The organism is Vibrio sp. B1-2, from assembly GCF_963888445.1.
Lineage (GTDB): Bacteria > Pseudomonadota > Gammaproteobacteria > Enterobacterales > Vibrionaceae > Vibrio > Vibrio anguillarum.
Genome location: NZ_CAWPJH010000004.1, coordinates 78,570 through 94,444 on the forward strand (window position 1 = coordinate 78,570; position 15,875 = coordinate 94,444).

A 15,875-nucleotide genomic window follows, 5' to 3' on the forward strand; every position below is an offset into this window, starting at 1 on the left:
GACATTATGAGTTTAGTTTCAATCTATGCATAGTCTTGGTGAATCAAAGTCTAGAACTTTGTGGATAAGGTAGAGAGATGGTTTCCCCTAAAAGTCTTGTTTTTCAATTACACCGTCACTGGGAAGTGGTTGAGCAGTTAGCCCGGCTTTCACGAGAGTTCCCCGCGTTTGAACTTCGCATCCTCGAACAAGTGATAAACCAGTATAAAAACAAAGATGCAGATACTAACACCGTGCTGACTAGTCTTATCAACGCGGACATCTTGCAGCCTATCAGCAGAAGTAGTGATTATCAGATCAACACGTTGGTGGTGGATTTTGTACGTGGCTTGACCCAGGAGCACGAGCTTGGTTTGTCTGCGGTACTTAAAGCCCGTGTTGAAGCAATCAAAAACGCCACTGGTCAAGTATTAAAGGGACTTGAAGACACCGATAATGATTTACTGCGTTCAGGCGCTAACCAATTGTCAGAGTTGACGAGAAAGATTGCCCAACAATTAACACAAGACAAGCAAGCCATTTTTGACATTGCTGAAGCGGCTAAGTCAGCAGACACCAGTGTGCCAATTGAACGCCGCTATCGTGAAGTATTAGAAGTGTATGACCAATACGTTGAACCCATGAATGAAATGATGGATAGCGGTCTTGGGGGCAGTTTCTATCCATTGTTGGAAAAAGCAGAAGAAGCACTAGACAAAGCCGTTGATACTCTGGCTATTCGTGGTTCTTTGTATCAACAAAGGTTAGCAATGCGTCAGATTGCTTATCAAGTCAAAGATCTTCGATACCAAGGGCGGATCATCGCTCAGCAATGTGCAGATACCTTGTTACCGCTGAGAGAGGAAGCGAGGCTACATAACCAGCTTTCTGCTGTGATTAGCAAGCAAATAAGCCAAGTTCGTAAGAAGGGGCTAGTGCGAGGGCTAAATGCAGTCGGCTTACCATTATGGAAAACCAGTCGTACCAGTAAAATTCAGATTGGGAACGAAGTGCGTGAACTGATGGCTGAATTTTTGAGTTTTGAACCTAATTCTATTCCTTTTCCGGACGAAGAAGAGCTCTCTGATAGCCTCTTAGTGAATTGGATCGATGAACAGCGATTGCGTGAACAACTTGCAGAAGCATTGCCGGTCGAGAATCTCATGACTTGGTTAAGTACACACTATCGCTATTTACCTGATACAGAATTACTCCGTCTCTATCATGAACTGGTGCGAGAACCACAATGGCAAAGCCTTTTGGGTACAAATCCTTGTACTACAGCGCTCAGCACCGTCTCTGTCACTTATCATCCTCATCAACTAACGACCTTGACTCACTCAACAAGTGCAAAGGATATGGATAATGCAAAATAGTAAACTCGACTTAACCGAGCTGACACATCTCACAGAACTGTTCAACTTATTCAATTCAGGTCGACACCTGAACCGTTCGACAGATGCAGCTCTGTGGTATGAACTCGAACAGCAATCGGAACAGTATCGACATCTATTTTCTAACCTAGGGTTTGAGCTACGTATCGATGGGCGTGGTTTTGCTTGGTTTCATGACGATGAGGGGACTCAAAACATCAATAAGCAATCGCGACAGCTGGCGCTTTTGCTTATGGTGATTTTTGACTACCAAGCGGATACTGGTCGTTCTTTGAGCCAGTTTTACCAGTGGGCCATTGACAATAAAGTGCTAAATGAGGTCTATGAAAAGCATCAAGGATTGTTGGATGCAGAAGAGTTAGATCAAGGTGCATTAGTAAAAATCCTCGAAAATGCGGTGCGAAAAGGCTTTGCGATTCAAGAAAACAACCACTGGCGCTTATTACCTTCGGTATATCGTTACTTAGACCACTTTGAGGCGATTACCGATCAAGCTTCTGTCAGCGATGTAATCACTGATGAGGAAAGTGAATCATGCTAAATTACGGCTTTCAGCGTCTCGCATTAATTGGCAGTGCTGGATATCAGCGAGCAGAACTTCCACTGGATGATTCTGTGTCGTTAATCGCACCAAATAATCACGGTAAAACCAGTTTAATCAACGCCCTCCAGTTTCTACTGATCATTGACCAAAGAAGAATGGACTTTGGTTCTCATAGCGTCGAAAAAGCACGTCGTTTCTATTTCCCAAACAACAGCGCATACATCCTGCTTGAAGTCATACTTCCTCAAACCGGAACGGTTGTTTTCGGCTGTGTTGGTAAAGGCGTAGGCCACGATTATGAATACTTTGCCTACAAAGGCGAATTAAACCTGGATGATTACCGTTTGGTGGATGGCCATATTGTTACCCAACCCAAACTGGTCAACCATCTAGCCAGCCATCAGCACAGAGTCTATCAATACAATGAAAGAGATTTCCGCCATTTGATTTACGGTGGTGCAAAGAGTAAGAGGAGCGGTGACATCGACTTTACGGTATTCAAGCTTGAACACGTAAGTGATGCACGTTCTTTCCAGCAAGTGCTCACCAAAACGCTCAGATTGGATAAGCTCAATTCCAGCGATGTAAAAGACTACTTGCTCAAGATATTTAGCCGTGAGCTGCCCAATGCGAGTATCGATTTTAAGCAAGAATGGGAGAAGGCATTTCAGGATATCAACTTAGAGCGGGAGCAGTATCTAGCGGCGGTGAATAATCTTGCGGCCATCGAAGAGTTGGAGCATAAATTTCAGCGTACATTGTCCCTAAGAGGCAAAATTGCGTCAGCGCAACCTAAAGTTAACCAATTATTGCAAGATTGGCACGGACACGTTCAAACAACGAGAGAAAAATTATCAGCACAGAAGCATCAGCTTGAAGAAGAGCAAGATCAGTTGCATAACAAAGATATTGATCGTGCTGAAACACGCAGTGGGTTAAACAACAAGCTCACTGATCTAAAACGTATCGAAGAGCAGCACCAAGAGCTTCAAGCTCGCTTTGCGTTGATTCCGAATCAAGCTTACTTAGAGAGCCAGCTCAACCGAGCAAAACAAAGTTATGAAGAACAGGCAGCGCTATGTATTCAATCGCAACGCTCTTCTTCATCAGATTTAGCCAAACAGTTAAAAGAACGGACAGAAAAGCGCCAAAGGTTGGAAACGCAACGGCAAACCCTAGACGATAACTTGTATCTTCATCTATCCAAATTGCTCAAAGTGCATGAGCTAGAAAAACTGAACAAAGTACTGAGTCAGCAAGTGATGCAGCGTTCACCCTCGCATTATTCACTCGATATCAATCAGCTTCGAGAAGTGCTGAGTGGTGAAGCTGCGCCGTCGCTCACTCTTTCTGGTTTAACTTTATCCCTTGATGAGCTCATTCCTCAACATGTTCAAAAGACCGAACAAGAGCTGGTGGAAGAGCTAGATAGTGTCAATCTGCAGATAAATAGCCTCATAGAGCTGCTAGAGGTCAGTCAGCAAAGGGATTTGGCGGAAAAGAAAAAGAACGAGTTGCACCGCGCTGTGAAAGAGTGTGAAAAGGCGCTCATTGATTATCAGCAACTTGAGCAACTCACCGCTAGTCAGTCTCAACGTAGAGAAGAAAAAGCCAAAATCGAGCAAGAGATCGCAGCGATTAATCATGCTTTAGCAAGTGCTAAGGAACGCAATCAAGCGCTGACAGAACAAATCAACAAGACTTCGGAAAAGCTCATTAAGTTAACTTCAGATAATAACCGTGTTGAGGTGCTCAAAGAACAAAGAATGGATGATCAATCCTTGTTTACGGCGTTGTCGGAACAGCCTCATACCCCATGGATAGCAACCGAAGAGTGGAGCTTGGAGTTTCTCCCCATTCGTCTTGAACAGTTCATCAACGATTGTCGGGAACTGGATAACCTTTCTAAAGAGCTACGCCAAATGAAAAATGAGTTAGCTCAGAAAGGGCTCACAAAGTTTCAAATGGCATCCACTCAAGACGAAGAGCTAAAAGGCATCATTCAATTTAGCCATTGTTTAGACGACGAAAAGCAAGCGTTAGAGAGAAAAGCACGTTCTGCGGTGGTTAATGTGACAGCGAGCTTAAGGGAGTTACGCAGTGGTCTGCTTGCTTTGCAAAGTAAAATGAAAGAGTTCAATCGGCTAATCAGTCACAGGCAGTTATCAGATCTCAAAACATTCAAAATTGAACCAGTTGAAGAGAGTCTGCTCGTAGATGCGATTAATGTACTTATACAGCAAGCAGAGCAGACAGATTCGGGGCAAAGTTTCGATTTGTTCGATCAAGCGAGCATTTTAGATGATGCAGATCTAGAGCGGGCGAAAAATACGTTAATTGAAGAGGGCAATGCTCGCCAAGGATTAAGAGTCGCAGACTTATTTAGGCTTGAGTTTGTCGTGGCAAAGCAGGGGCAGCAGCAAGAGTCTTTTGAAGATATTGATAGCGCAGCGTCTAACGGCACGGTATTGATGGCGAAGTTAGTCACCGGCCTTGCCATGCTGCACCTAATGCAAGACAAACGCCACCAAATGAAAGCGGTCTGTTATTTGGACGAGGCGTTAGCATTAGATACCAAGAATCAAGCCAACTTAATCGAGATAGCCGAGCAATTTGGCTTCGCGTTAATTTTTGCCTCGCCGGCACCGTTAACCACCGCTCGGTATTGTGTGCCAATTCACCAAGTAAATGGCAAAAACGTCATAAGCCGTAATAGCTGGCAGCTATTGTCGCCGATCGAAAGTCCTATTGTGACTCAGCCAATCGCGGAGGTATCACAGTGAGCCAACCATTGATTGCCGCCTTAAAACGGCTCATGAATGCACATCCAGACTCGATTGCAGCGAGCACAATGACGACTGCGCAGAAAAGGCAACTCGACGAATTTTGCCGAAAGACTCACAGCGTGCGAATGACGCCTAGCGGTAGAGGCGTCGCCTACCGCATTGAAGACTTAGCCGTCGTGACCGTGACTCTACAGCAATTGTCGCCACATCAATACTTACCATTATCGATTCCGCCAAGAGCAGCGAATATCGCCAGCACTCGAAGCAGTAAACAGGGAAGAATCACCCACGATGTTACTCATGTATTCATTAAGACCCGAGGGCAGCCGAATTGGTATGACAGAGATAGGGCTACGGAACAGTTACAACGGGCGAGTGAAGAATTTGGCGTTGCTGCGCTAGAAATCGGCGGCGACAAAAATTATTCACTGTACAGCGAACATCCTATCTGGCTCGTGGAGAACCAAGAGCTGTTTGATAGGCTTGATTGGCTACCCACTTCGGAGCCCACCAGCGTGATTTGGTATCGCGGCCAATTGCACAATAAGTTGATCGATTGGTTGGCCGCCCCGCAGCGGTCGCCATTAATCTATTTATTTGCTGATTATGATGGAGTGGGGCTGAACAATTACCGCCGCTTAAAAGAGCAGCTCGGAGAAAGAGCCACTTTTTGGCTGATGCCGAATTGGCGCACCTTATTAACTCGCTATGGCCATAATAAACTCTGGATTGACACTGCACGAGAGTTTGAATCCTTTGAGCGTAATGCTGGCCAATGGCTCGAACAGGAAAATGAGTTAAAAGCACTTATACAAACAATGAAGCGGCAGGGGTTGGCCTTAGAACAAGAAGTGGTTTGGCTAAATAGTGCGCTTTAACTGAATAATACCGATAAGTTCAGCGTTTTTGACCAGAGATTAAGCGCACAATCTCATAACCATACCTAGAACATTGCCCACGGATCTGTTTTTTCATATTCTCTCACCAAGAAATTTTTCGACTTTATCGTGTAGAGCTAACATGTTGGAAATTTAGCTTAATTTTCATCCAGTGAAATTGATAACCACGATTTTAAAACGCAATTTTGGTTGATAATGATCAAAATTTATACGGTATCGGTAACCTTTAGATTGCGCCTGGTTTCGATAGCGTCACAGCATAGAGAAGAACATGAACAATTCAGAACAGCAGTTCCTAAATGAACTCGACGATAAGCTTTGGAAATCAGCAGAAAGATTACGTAATGCTTTAGACGCCGCCAACTATAAGCACGTCGTGCTAGGCATCATCTTCTTAAAGTATGTGTCAGACGCTTTTGAAGAGCGCCAACAAGAACTGCGCACTTTGTTTACCGAAGACAGCAGCGACGACAACATTTATTTCATGCCTCGTGAAGATTACGCCTCTGACGAAGAATACAACGATGCGGTCAATGCAGAGTTAGAACTGCATGAATACTACCAAGAAAAAAACGTGTTCTGGGTTCCAAAACGTTCACGCTGGGAATATTTAAAGAATACAGCCGCACTATCTATCGGTTCGGTATTGTGGCTAGAACATGCTGGTAAGGAAATAAGTGAAGCCGAAGCCACTGAGATAAGGGCCAATAATGAAGATAAAACACGAGATCCTGTTACAACTAGGCGCTTGACCTCAATTTCTTGGTTGCTTGACTATGCGTTAGAGTTAATCGAAACCTACAAAATAGGTGGCAAGTTAGCGAATGAGAAACTCAAAGGTGTTTTACCTAATATTTCTCGTTATGAAGTAGACAATTACAACCTTACTGAACTTATCAATAAGTTTTCCGATACCAGCTTCCGTAACCCAGAGTACAACGGCGAAAAGTTAGATTTACACAGCAAAGATATTTTGGGCCATGTCTATGAGTATTTCCTTGGGCAATTTGCATTAGCAGAAGGCAAACAAGGCGGCCAGTACTATACGCCCAAAAGCATCGTTACCCTGATCGTTGAAATGCTTCAGCCTTATCAAGGCCGAGTCTATGACCCTGCAATGGGGGCCGGTGGCTTCTTTGTCAGTAACGATAAGTTCATCGAAGCGCATGCGGCAGATAAACATTACAACGCAGCAGAGCAGCGCAAACATATTTCTGTTTATGGTCAAGAGAGCAACCCCACTACTTGGAAGCTCGCTGCTATGAACATGGCCATTCGCGGCATTGACTTTAACTTTGGTAAAAAAAACGCCGATACCTTCTTAGATGATCAACACCCCGACTTGCGTGCAGACTTTGTAATGGCCAACCCACCGTTTAATATCAAAGACTGGTGGCACGCTAAATTAGAGGGCGATATTCGCTGGAAATATGGTACACCGCCGCAAGGCAATGCCAACTACGGCTGGATACAACACATGCTGCACCACCTTAACGATAACGGCTCAATGGGTCTATTACTCGCTAATGGTTCCATGAGCTCCAATACCAACAACGAAGGTGAAATTCGCAAAGCACTTATCGAGGCTGATCTGGTTGAATGTATGGTGGCACTACCCGGCCAACTATTCACCAATACCCAAATACCTGCCTGTATTTGGTTTTTAACCAAAAACAAAAAAGGCGGCAGCTCAGCAACACAAAAAGGCAAACGTGACCGCCGTGGCGAAACCCTGTTTATTGATGCCCGCAACCTTGGCTTTATGAAAGACCGAGTACTGCGCGACTTTACCAGCGATGATATCGCCAAAATCGCCAATGTTTTTCACGCGTGGCAATCGGGTACTGGCTACGAAGACGAAAAAGGGTTTTGCTTCAGCGCCAAGCTGGCAGACACGCAAAAGCACGATTTCGTATTAACGCCAGGGCGCTACGTCGGTGCCGCCGATGCCGAGGAAGACAGCGAGCCATTCGCCGATAAAATGCAGCGCTTAACCGCACAATTAAAAGCGCAGTTTGAAGAATCTGACCGACTAGAAAAGGCAATTAAAGAAAACCTAGCGGGGATTGGTTATGAGCTCTGAGCTGTCCACGCTTGAACAACAGCTTTCGCCCCTGTTTGAACGAGTAGTGAGCATACTTGAACAGGCGCGTAGCAATGTCGTTCGCTCAGTCAACCACAATACCGTACTGGCTAATTGGCTGATAGGGCGAGAAATTGTCCTGCAATTACAACAAGGTCAACAGCGAGCAGAATACGGCAAACAAGTGATCGAAGCCCTGTCAGCCCGTTTAAATCGCAATTATGGCAAAGGGTTTTCGGCCACCAACCTTTGGTACTTTCGCCAATTTTATTTAACCTACCCAGACAGAATACCGATCCCTCACCCAACGGGTGGAGAATCTACCCAGTTACTCGCCATTACCCACCCAGCGGGTGGAGAAAGTGCGTTTTCGGCAAAGCTGTCATGGTCGCATTATCGCGCCTTAATGAAGGTGAAAGACGCCCAAGCACGTGACTTTTATGAACAAGAAGCCGCAGCGTCTGGCTGGGATAAGCGCGATTTAGAGCGGCAAATAAACTCGCAATATTACCAGCGCATACTGGCCAGCCAAAACCCGAACGCCTTAATTGCGCAAGGGCGAAAGCAAATAACCTCAGCCACCCCAGCCATTGAAGTGCTTAAAAACCCCTATGTATTAGAGTTTTTAGGGTTGCCAGAATTACCACAATTACACGAATCGCACCTAGAAAGCGCCATAATGACTCAGCTACAAGTTTTTTTACTGGAGCTCGGCCAAGGCTTTGCGTTTGTAGCGCGGCAAAAACGCCTACAGTTTGAAGATAAAGACTTATTCGTAGACTTGGTGTTTTACCACTGCATTTTAAAATGCTACGTACTGATTGATTTAAAAATGACCGAACTCACTCATGCCGATGTCGGGCAAATGGACGGTTATATTCGTTTATTTGACGACCAATACACCAGCAAAGGCGACAACCCAACCATTGGCCTTATTCTCTGCGCCGAAAAAAACGAAGCCGTAGCCAAATACTCGGTACTCAATGATCGCAAACAGATTTTTGCCTCAAAATATATGCTGCACCTCCCCACAGAACAACAACTGCAACAAGAAATACAACGCGAACTCAAACTGATTGAAAACTTACAAGGAGAGCAGAATGAAGGTAATTAAGCGATGCCTCGGGTTTGAGTTAGAAAAGGCGGTTGAGGAGAATTTTGCGGGGGTTGGTTATGAAATCTGAGGTCACAGTCGAAAGCCTTGCTCTATATATAAATAGAGGGATCACGCCTAAGTATACAGAGGTAATAGATGATTCAGTCATTGTATTGAATCAGAAGTGTATTAGAGACTTTAAAGTATCGCTTGAGCCTTCAAGACGAAATGATTTAAGCAAAAGAAAAATCACTGAAGGGAAAATGCTCAAAAAGCATGATGTATTAATTAACTCTACTGGAGTTGGAACGTTAGGGAGAGTAGCGCAGTACTTTGGTGCCGATGACGTTGCTACAGTAGACTCTCATGTAACTATTGTTAGGCCAAACCCAGAATTAGTCGATCCTATTTACTTTGGTTATTTGATGAAATCAAAGCAAAGCTTAATCGAAAGTTTTGCTGAAGGCACCACTGGACAAACGGAATTAAACCGAAATTCAGTAAAAGAGCTGTTATTAGAGATTGTTAATGACATTCCAACACAAAAAATAATCGGTGGTATTCTGCTCGAAATTGACCAGAAGTTAGAACTCAACACCCAAACCAACCAAACCCTAGAACAAATCGCACAAGCGCTCTTCAAAAGCTGGTTTGTCGATTTTGATCCCGTCAAAGCCAAGATTGAAACCCTAGCTGCGGGTGGAAGCGCTGAAGATGCAGAACTGGCTGCCATGCGTGTTCTTTCTGCCAAAACTGTTGATGAACTGAACAGCTTAAAAGCCAGCAATCCCGAGCAATTTAACAAACTTGCCCAAACCGCCGCGCTGTTTCCTGCCGCCATGCAAGACTCCGAACTTGGCGAAATACCAGAGGGGTGGGAACTAAAGCGACTAAAAGACATTCTCGAACTAGCATATGGTAAGGCATTAAAGAAAACGGTTCGTGTTGATGGTGATGTACCTGTGTATGGTTCGGGAGGTCTGACTGGATATCATAATCAAAGCCTTGTGGAAGGCCCAGGAATCATTGTTGGTCGTAAAGGCACTGTTGGTTCGGTGTACTGGGAACCAAAAGCATTTCATCCAATTGATACTGTCTTCTACGTGAAACCGAGAGCAGGTTATTCACTGAAATATTGCCACTTAGTTTTACAAAATCTAGGTCTAAAAGACATGAATACTGATGCTGCTGTTCCTGGGCTGAACCGAGACAATGCATATCGCCTTGATGTCATCACACCAACTAAAGGCGTTATGAATTTATTCAAAGAAATTATGCAGTCGCTCCAGTCAAACGTTGATGCCAATAATGCACAAAGCGCAAGTTTGGAGTCGCTGCGCGATACACTACTTCCAAAACTGCTTTCCGGTGAAATCGACTTAACCAGTGAGGTTGTTGAATGACAGTCGCTGCTTTTGATGTTAGTAAAATTCCGGTTTGGAATAGCGAAAATCCAGAAAGAAGTTTTGATATTGTGCCAGAGCAGCCAAGTGGCCGGATCCCAGTAACCAGAATCGAACATTGGCGCGACTTTTCTTCTTTGCTGGAAAGCCCGTTTTTTAATCGTGTTGATACCCAGTTTATTTTTCGTGGGCAACGTATGTACTACTGGGGAATGACGCCAACTTTGGCACGTATGACGAAAAATGACATCGTAACAGAGGAGCTAGCAAAGCGTCAGTTGGATATGTTCCGTAAGGCAATTCGTGGGCGAATCTCTGATCATTCGTTGTTAGATGATGGGGATGAACGTGAGCACGACGAGCTTTGGTCAATCGGCCAGCATCATGGTTTGATGACTCCGCTATTGGATTGGACCTACTCGCCCTATGTTGCGTTATTTTTTGCTTTTGCCAAAGAAGACCAGCAAGACGAAAAAGACAATCCTTATCGTGCTGTTTATATCCTGAATAAAACGTTTATAGCTGATGATGAGCTTTGCCCTGATATTCGCGTATTTGAGCCGAAAAAAGACGATCATGGCCGCTTGGTGAGTCAAGCAGGGCTGTTTACCTTTTCGCCTTATGACGCCACGATTGAAAACAAATTAACCGAAGTATTAACCGATGAAGACTTTCCAGATGACGAATTAAAAACAGCGACTGAAGGAGAGCAAGCAGGCATTCTCGCCAAGTATATTTGTAAGGTGTATATCAAGAACGAGGAACAGCAAGAGTGCTTAAAACACCTACGGCGTATGAATGTTCATCACGCTAGCTTGTTCCCTGATTTAATTGGCGCAGCGGACTATTGCAATATTTTTATGGCGGAGATTGAACGGGATAAAGCCTTGCAGCAACGAAAAGTTGCTCCTGTCCGTGAACCCGTAATTGATGAAGCTGGGCAGCCGGAACAACCTTCACGGCCAGTGGGGCAAAATGCTGGTTCTATCCTCGGGTTACTGAAGTCCACGCCTGAAAGCCTAGAAGTGGAGCCAAACCGTATTCAGTTAATTGCGGATGAGCTGAATAAATATCTCTCGAAATCTATGGTCGTGGATTGGCAAGCACGCGACACTGTACAAGCGGAAATGAAAAATGCTACCCGCGTGTTATTGCGTAAGTATGGTTACCCCGTTAATGCGAGAGATACCATAGTCGAAAATATTTTAGATGTAGTTGGTGGAGGGAGTGATCAATGAACGAAGAACAACTCGAAAGCCTCTGTTTAGACTGGTTCCGTGAAGGTGGCTGGGATGTGCTACATGGCCCCGATATTGCCCCAGATAGCGACAACCCACTGCGTAATGACTACGCGCAAGTGGTATTGGATGGTCAACTTAGAGCGGCATTTGAAACGATCAATAAACACCTTCCTGCTGCACAGATAGACCATTGCTTCGAGCAATTTAAAGCAAGTGTGTTAAAGCCAGAAAGCTTGGATTTGATCACCAATAACCGCGCATTTCACCGGTTGCTATTGGAAGGTGTGCCGGTTGAATACAAAAATGACGAGGGTGAGTCAGTAACTGACCATGCTTTTATCATTGATTTCGATAACCTAAACAACAACACCTTTTCAGTTGTTAATCAGTTCACCATTACGGGCACTAAACAGCCACGCAGGCCGGATGTGATTTGCTTTATTAATGGCTTACCGATGGCTGTGCTTGAGCTGAAAAGCCCAAGCGATGAAAACGCCGATATTTGGGATGCCTTTAATCAGCTGCAAACCTATAAAGATGAAATCTCAGACCTGTTTGTTTTCAACGAGGCGTTAGTCGTCAGTGATGGTTACACCGCTCGGGTAGGCTCTCTCACCGCCAACCAAGAGCGCTTTATGCCTTGGCGCACCATTAAAAATGAAGATGATAAACCGTTACTTGAATGGCAACTAGAAACCATGGTGCGCGGCTTTTTTGACCGTGAGTTGCTGCTGGATTACATCCGATTTTTTGTATTGTTTGAAACCGACGGCGAGCAAATTATTAAAAAAATTGCCGGTTATCACCAGTTTCATGCCGTGCGAGAAGCGGTAAAGGCGACCGTTATTGCGGCGCAGCACATCGATGGTGTAACTGAGAAAAGGGCAACTTATGCTGATGAAGTTGTACCTGGCAGTAAAAAAGCCGGTGTGGTTTGGCATACTCAAGGCAGTGGCAAAAGTATTTCAATGTGTTGTTATGCCGGTATGTTACTTCAGCAAAAGGCTATGAATAACCCAACGCTGATAGTCGTTACCGACCGCAACGACTTAGATGGCCAGCTGTTTGCCACGTTCTGCAATGCCGTAGAGCTATTAAAGCAAACGCCTGTTCAAGCATCTGACCGGGATGCGTTAAGGCAGTTATTAGCAGAAAGAGAGTCCGGCGGTATTATTTTTACCACAGTGCAAAAGTTTGCCCTGCTTGACGACGAGAAACATCATCCAGTTCTCAATGACCGCCACAACATCGTTGTGATCTCAGATGAAGCACACCGCAGCCAATATGGCCTTAAAGCAACACTGAGTGCCGATGGCCAATATAAGTTTGGTTACGCCAAGCATATGCGCGATGCCATTCCGTTTGCTTCTTTTATTGGTTTTACTGGCACACCCATTTCAATCGATGACAAAGACACTCGCGCTGTATTTGGTGGCTATGTGTCTATCTACGACATTCAAGATGCCGTAGATGATGGCGCAACTGTGCCTATTTATTACGAGTCTCGCCTTGCCAAGCTTGATTTGAACCACGCTGAAATCGCCGAGTTGTCGGATCAAGTTGATGAAGTGGTCGAGGATGAAGAGGACGTCAGCAACCGTGAGAAAACCAAAGGGGAATGGAGCCGCCTTGAAAAGCTAGTTGGTGCGACTCCTAGATTAAGCCAAGTTGCGGCGGACTTGATTGACCACTTTGAAACACGCAATGCCACCATGGATGGTAAAGCCATGATAGTGGCCATGAGCCGTGATATCTGTGCCCACCTCTACAATGAGATTATTGCATTGCGCCCCGAATGGCATTCGGATGACCCTGAAAAAGGGGCGATTAAAATTGTGATGACGGGCAGTGCATCAGATAAGCCATTGTTGCAACCGCATATCTACAACAAGAAAACCAAAAAACGTTTAGAAAAGCGCTTTAAAGATATGAATGATCCTCTGAAGTTGGTCATTGTCAGGGATATGTGGTTAACGGGGTTTGATGCGCCTTGTTGTCATACCATGTATATCGATAAGCCGATGAAAGGCCATAACCTGATGCAGGCCATTGCTCGGGTTAACCGCGTGTTTAAAAACAAGCCTGGCGGTCTAGTCGTTGATTACATCGGTATAGCCAATGAGCTTAAGCAAGCTTTAAAAATCTATACAGACTCAAAAGGGAAGGGTGAGCCGACGCTCAATGCAGAAGAAGCGTTTTCAATTCTTTTAGAAAAAATGGATGCTATTCGTGGCATGTTCGGTAAAACACCAAAATCCGATGGTTTGGACATATCGGGGTATGAAACACAAGCGCACAAACTATTGGTGCCTGCCGCTAACTATGTGCTCGGCTTAGAGGATGGCAAAAAGCGTTTCTTAGACTTAGTGTTGGCGGCAACAAAATCATACTCACTATGCAGTACGTTGGATGAGGCTAAAGAGTTAAGGAAAGAAATCGCCTTTTACTCAGCCATTAAGGCCGCCATCAGCAAATTTACCAGCGTAGATAGAAAGCGCACTCAGGAAGAAAAGAACTCGGCACTGAAACAGATTCTAGATAACGCAGTGATCGCCGAAGGCGTGGCTGACGTGTTTGCACTTTGTGGCTTGGACAAGCCCAATATTGGCTTGCTATCGGATGAGTTTTTAGAAGACGTGCGACAGATGCCGGAGCGCAACTTGGCCGTTGAGTTACTTGAAAAACTACTCAAGGATGACATTAAGGCGAAAACACGTAATAACGTTGTGCAAGAGAAAAAATTCGCTGAACGCTTGCAAGAAACGCTTAGAAAGTACAATAACCGCGCGATTGAAACGGCGCAGGTCATTGAAGAACTTATTCAAATGGCCAAAGAGTTTCAGGAAGAAATGATGCGCGAGGCTGAGCTGGGCTTAAACCCAGATGAAATCGCCTTTTATGATGCTCTAGCCAACAACGAAAGCGCAGTGCGTGAACTTGGTGATGAGATCCTTAAAAAGATTGCCGTCGAAATCACTGACAAACTCAGAAAATCGACCACGGTTGATTGGCAAGTTCGTGACAGTGTTCGCGCTAGATTAAAAATACTCGTGCGCCGTACATTACAACGCTGGAAATATCCACCAGACAAAGCCGCTGAAGCTGTCGAGCTTATTTTGAAGCAGGCTGAGACGTTGTCTAATTCATGGACGAAATGACTTTCAACTGCTTAGCTTAGTCCAGGTAACGGAGAGGCTGCCTTTGGCGGCCTCTTCTATATGCTCGCTCCACCAGCACATCATTGGCTTTCTACGTTCGAGATAATCCGTGCGGTTATAGGCACTTCGAACTTGGTTATCATCAACGTGGGCTAGGGCTGCTTCAACTAAATCAGGATCAAAGCCTTGCTCATTGAGTGTGGTACTCGCTAGAGAACGCAAACCGTGACTAACCAGCTTTCCAGCAAACCCCATACGTTTCAATGCCATGTTAGCCGTTTGGCTGTTGCAGGGCTTTTTCGGGTCTCTATCCGACGGAAAAACAAAATCGCGATGACCACTTATTGGCTTCATCACTTCCAAAAGCGCTAGCATCTGCTCTGTGAGCGGGATGCGGTGCTCTCTTCTTTTTTTATTCTCTCGGCTGGAATGGTCCAGACTTTCTCTTCCCATTCAATTTCATCCCATCTAGCGCCAGCGGCTTCAGAAGGGCGCGTCATGGTGTGTAATTGCCATTCTAATAAGCAACGAGTTGTGCGTTTAATACTTGCATTAGTATTGCCTCCATTAGCTCTGGTAATTCATGTGGTGCTAATGCGGCCATATTCTCTTTTTTAGGCTTTTTGAAAGCGGCACGAATACCAGTAAGTGGGTTTGCTAGGATAAGGCCGCAGTTAGTGGCAAAGTTCATCACCTCATTCAAACGCTGAGATAGGCGTTTGACGGTTTCTAAGCTACCTTTGGCTTCAATCGGTTTGAGTAGCTCGATGATTTCCGGAGCCGTGATCGCTTTTATCGGTTTATTGGCGATGTGCGGGAAGATATGCAGTTCCAATGAACGCCAGATATCGATCGCGTAATCGGGAGTGACATCGTGCTGTTTGATGGCAAACCAGTCTTTCGTGACGTTCTCGAAGGTGTGCTCATGGATCTCTTTATGAACTTGTTGTTGGCGTTTTCGATCGTCTTGTGGATCGATGCCTTGTGCGATCAGCTCTTTTTGGCAGAAAGTAAGCTTTTTCTTGCTTGTAAAAGGGAGATCTCTGGGTACATTCCAAAGCTTAAGTTAGCTCGTTTACCGTTTGTGGGGCGATAGTAGTTGAAGATCCACTGCTTTGAACCGTTAGGTTTGATTCTAAGTCGCAAGCCATCACCATCGAAAAGATTATATTCTTTCTCTCTAGGTTTGGAGGCTTTGATCTCTTTATCTGTCAGCTTTACTGTGTTTTTTGCCATGATGGGTACACCAGATTAACACGATAAAATCAGTGTACCTTGTAGTGTACCTAAAA

The 15,875-nt window shown here is 44.9% G+C and carries 11 protein-coding genes and 1 pseudogene; 9 read left to right on the forward strand and 3 right to left on the reverse strand.

Annotated elements, in window-relative coordinates; all coding sequences use genetic code 11:
* Positions 1-77 precede the first annotated feature (77 nt).
* The 9 genes from AACQ75_RS02365 (at position 78) to AACQ75_RS02405 (ending at position 14,583) form a co-directional block, all read left to right on the forward strand.
* Positions 78-1,355 (forward strand): hypothetical protein, encoded by a 1,278-nt coding sequence (locus tag AACQ75_RS02365; RefSeq protein ID WP_170889413.1) that lies wholly within the window; start codon positions 78-80, stop codon positions 1,353-1,355.
* The gene (locus tag AACQ75_RS02370; RefSeq protein WP_088728673.1) at positions 1,345-1,914 is read left to right on the forward strand and encodes a condensin complex protein MksE; all 570 of its coding nucleotides are present in this window, start codon (positions 1,345-1,347) and stop codon (positions 1,912-1,914) included. The genes AACQ75_RS02365 and AACQ75_RS02370 overlap by 11 nt, the downstream gene beginning before the upstream one ends.
* Positions 1,908-4,700, forward strand: coding sequence for a hypothetical protein (locus tag AACQ75_RS02375; RefSeq protein WP_170889414.1), 2,793 nt, complete (start codon positions 1,908-1,910; stop codon positions 4,698-4,700). Before AACQ75_RS02370 ends, AACQ75_RS02375 begins: the two co-directional genes overlap by 7 nt.
* Positions 4,697-5,581 (forward strand): DUF7281 domain-containing protein, encoded by an 885-nt coding sequence (locus AACQ75_RS02380; protein ID WP_170889415.1) that lies wholly within the window; start codon positions 4,697-4,699, stop codon positions 5,579-5,581. Before AACQ75_RS02375 ends, AACQ75_RS02380 begins: the two co-directional genes overlap by 4 nt.
* 292 nt (positions 5,582-5,873) lie before the next feature.
* Positions 5,874-7,685: an N-6 DNA methylase gene (locus AACQ75_RS02385; RefSeq protein WP_170889416.1), complete on the forward strand. Its 1,812-nt coding sequence runs from the start codon at positions 5,874-5,876 to the stop codon at positions 7,683-7,685.
* Complete coding sequence (locus AACQ75_RS02390; protein WP_170889417.1) at positions 7,675-8,799, forward strand: PDDEXK nuclease domain-containing protein; 1,125 nt, start codon at positions 7,675-7,677, stop codon at positions 8,797-8,799. The genes AACQ75_RS02385 and AACQ75_RS02390 overlap by 11 nt, the downstream gene beginning before the upstream one ends.
* A gap of 59 nt (positions 8,800-8,858) precedes the next feature.
* Complete coding sequence (locus AACQ75_RS02395) at positions 8,859-10,184, forward strand: restriction endonuclease subunit S (protein WP_170889418.1); 1,326 nt, start codon at positions 8,859-8,861, stop codon at positions 10,182-10,184.
* Positions 10,181-11,422, forward strand: coding sequence for an FRG domain-containing protein (locus AACQ75_RS02400; RefSeq protein ID WP_170889419.1), 1,242 nt, complete (start codon positions 10,181-10,183; stop codon positions 11,420-11,422). Before AACQ75_RS02395 ends, AACQ75_RS02400 begins: the two co-directional genes overlap by 4 nt.
* Positions 11,419-14,583: a type I restriction endonuclease subunit R gene (locus AACQ75_RS02405; RefSeq protein WP_170889420.1), complete on the forward strand. Its 3,165-nt coding sequence runs from the start codon at positions 11,419-11,421 to the stop codon at positions 14,581-14,583. The genes AACQ75_RS02400 and AACQ75_RS02405 overlap by 4 nt, the downstream gene beginning before the upstream one ends.
* 3 nt (positions 14,584-14,586) lie before the next feature.
* Here the strand turns inward: AACQ75_RS02405 and AACQ75_RS18135 are convergent.
* The 3 genes and pseudogenes from AACQ75_RS18135 to AACQ75_RS18145 form a co-directional block, all read right to left on the reverse strand.
* Positions 14,587-15,083, reverse strand: a pseudogene (locus AACQ75_RS18135) (tyrosine-type recombinase/integrase).
* A gap of 17 nt (positions 15,084-15,100) precedes the next feature.
* Complete coding sequence (locus tag AACQ75_RS18140; protein WP_445285772.1) at positions 15,101-15,577, reverse strand: tyrosine-type recombinase/integrase; 477 nt, start codon at positions 15,575-15,577, stop codon at positions 15,101-15,103.
* On the reverse strand, positions 15,574-15,819 hold the full coding sequence (locus tag AACQ75_RS18145; protein WP_445285771.1) for an integrase arm-type DNA-binding domain-containing protein: 246 nt from the start codon (positions 15,817-15,819) through the stop codon (positions 15,574-15,576). The genes AACQ75_RS18140 and AACQ75_RS18145 overlap by 4 nt, the downstream gene beginning before the upstream one ends.
* Between the last annotated feature and the right edge of the window lie 56 nt (positions 15,820-15,875).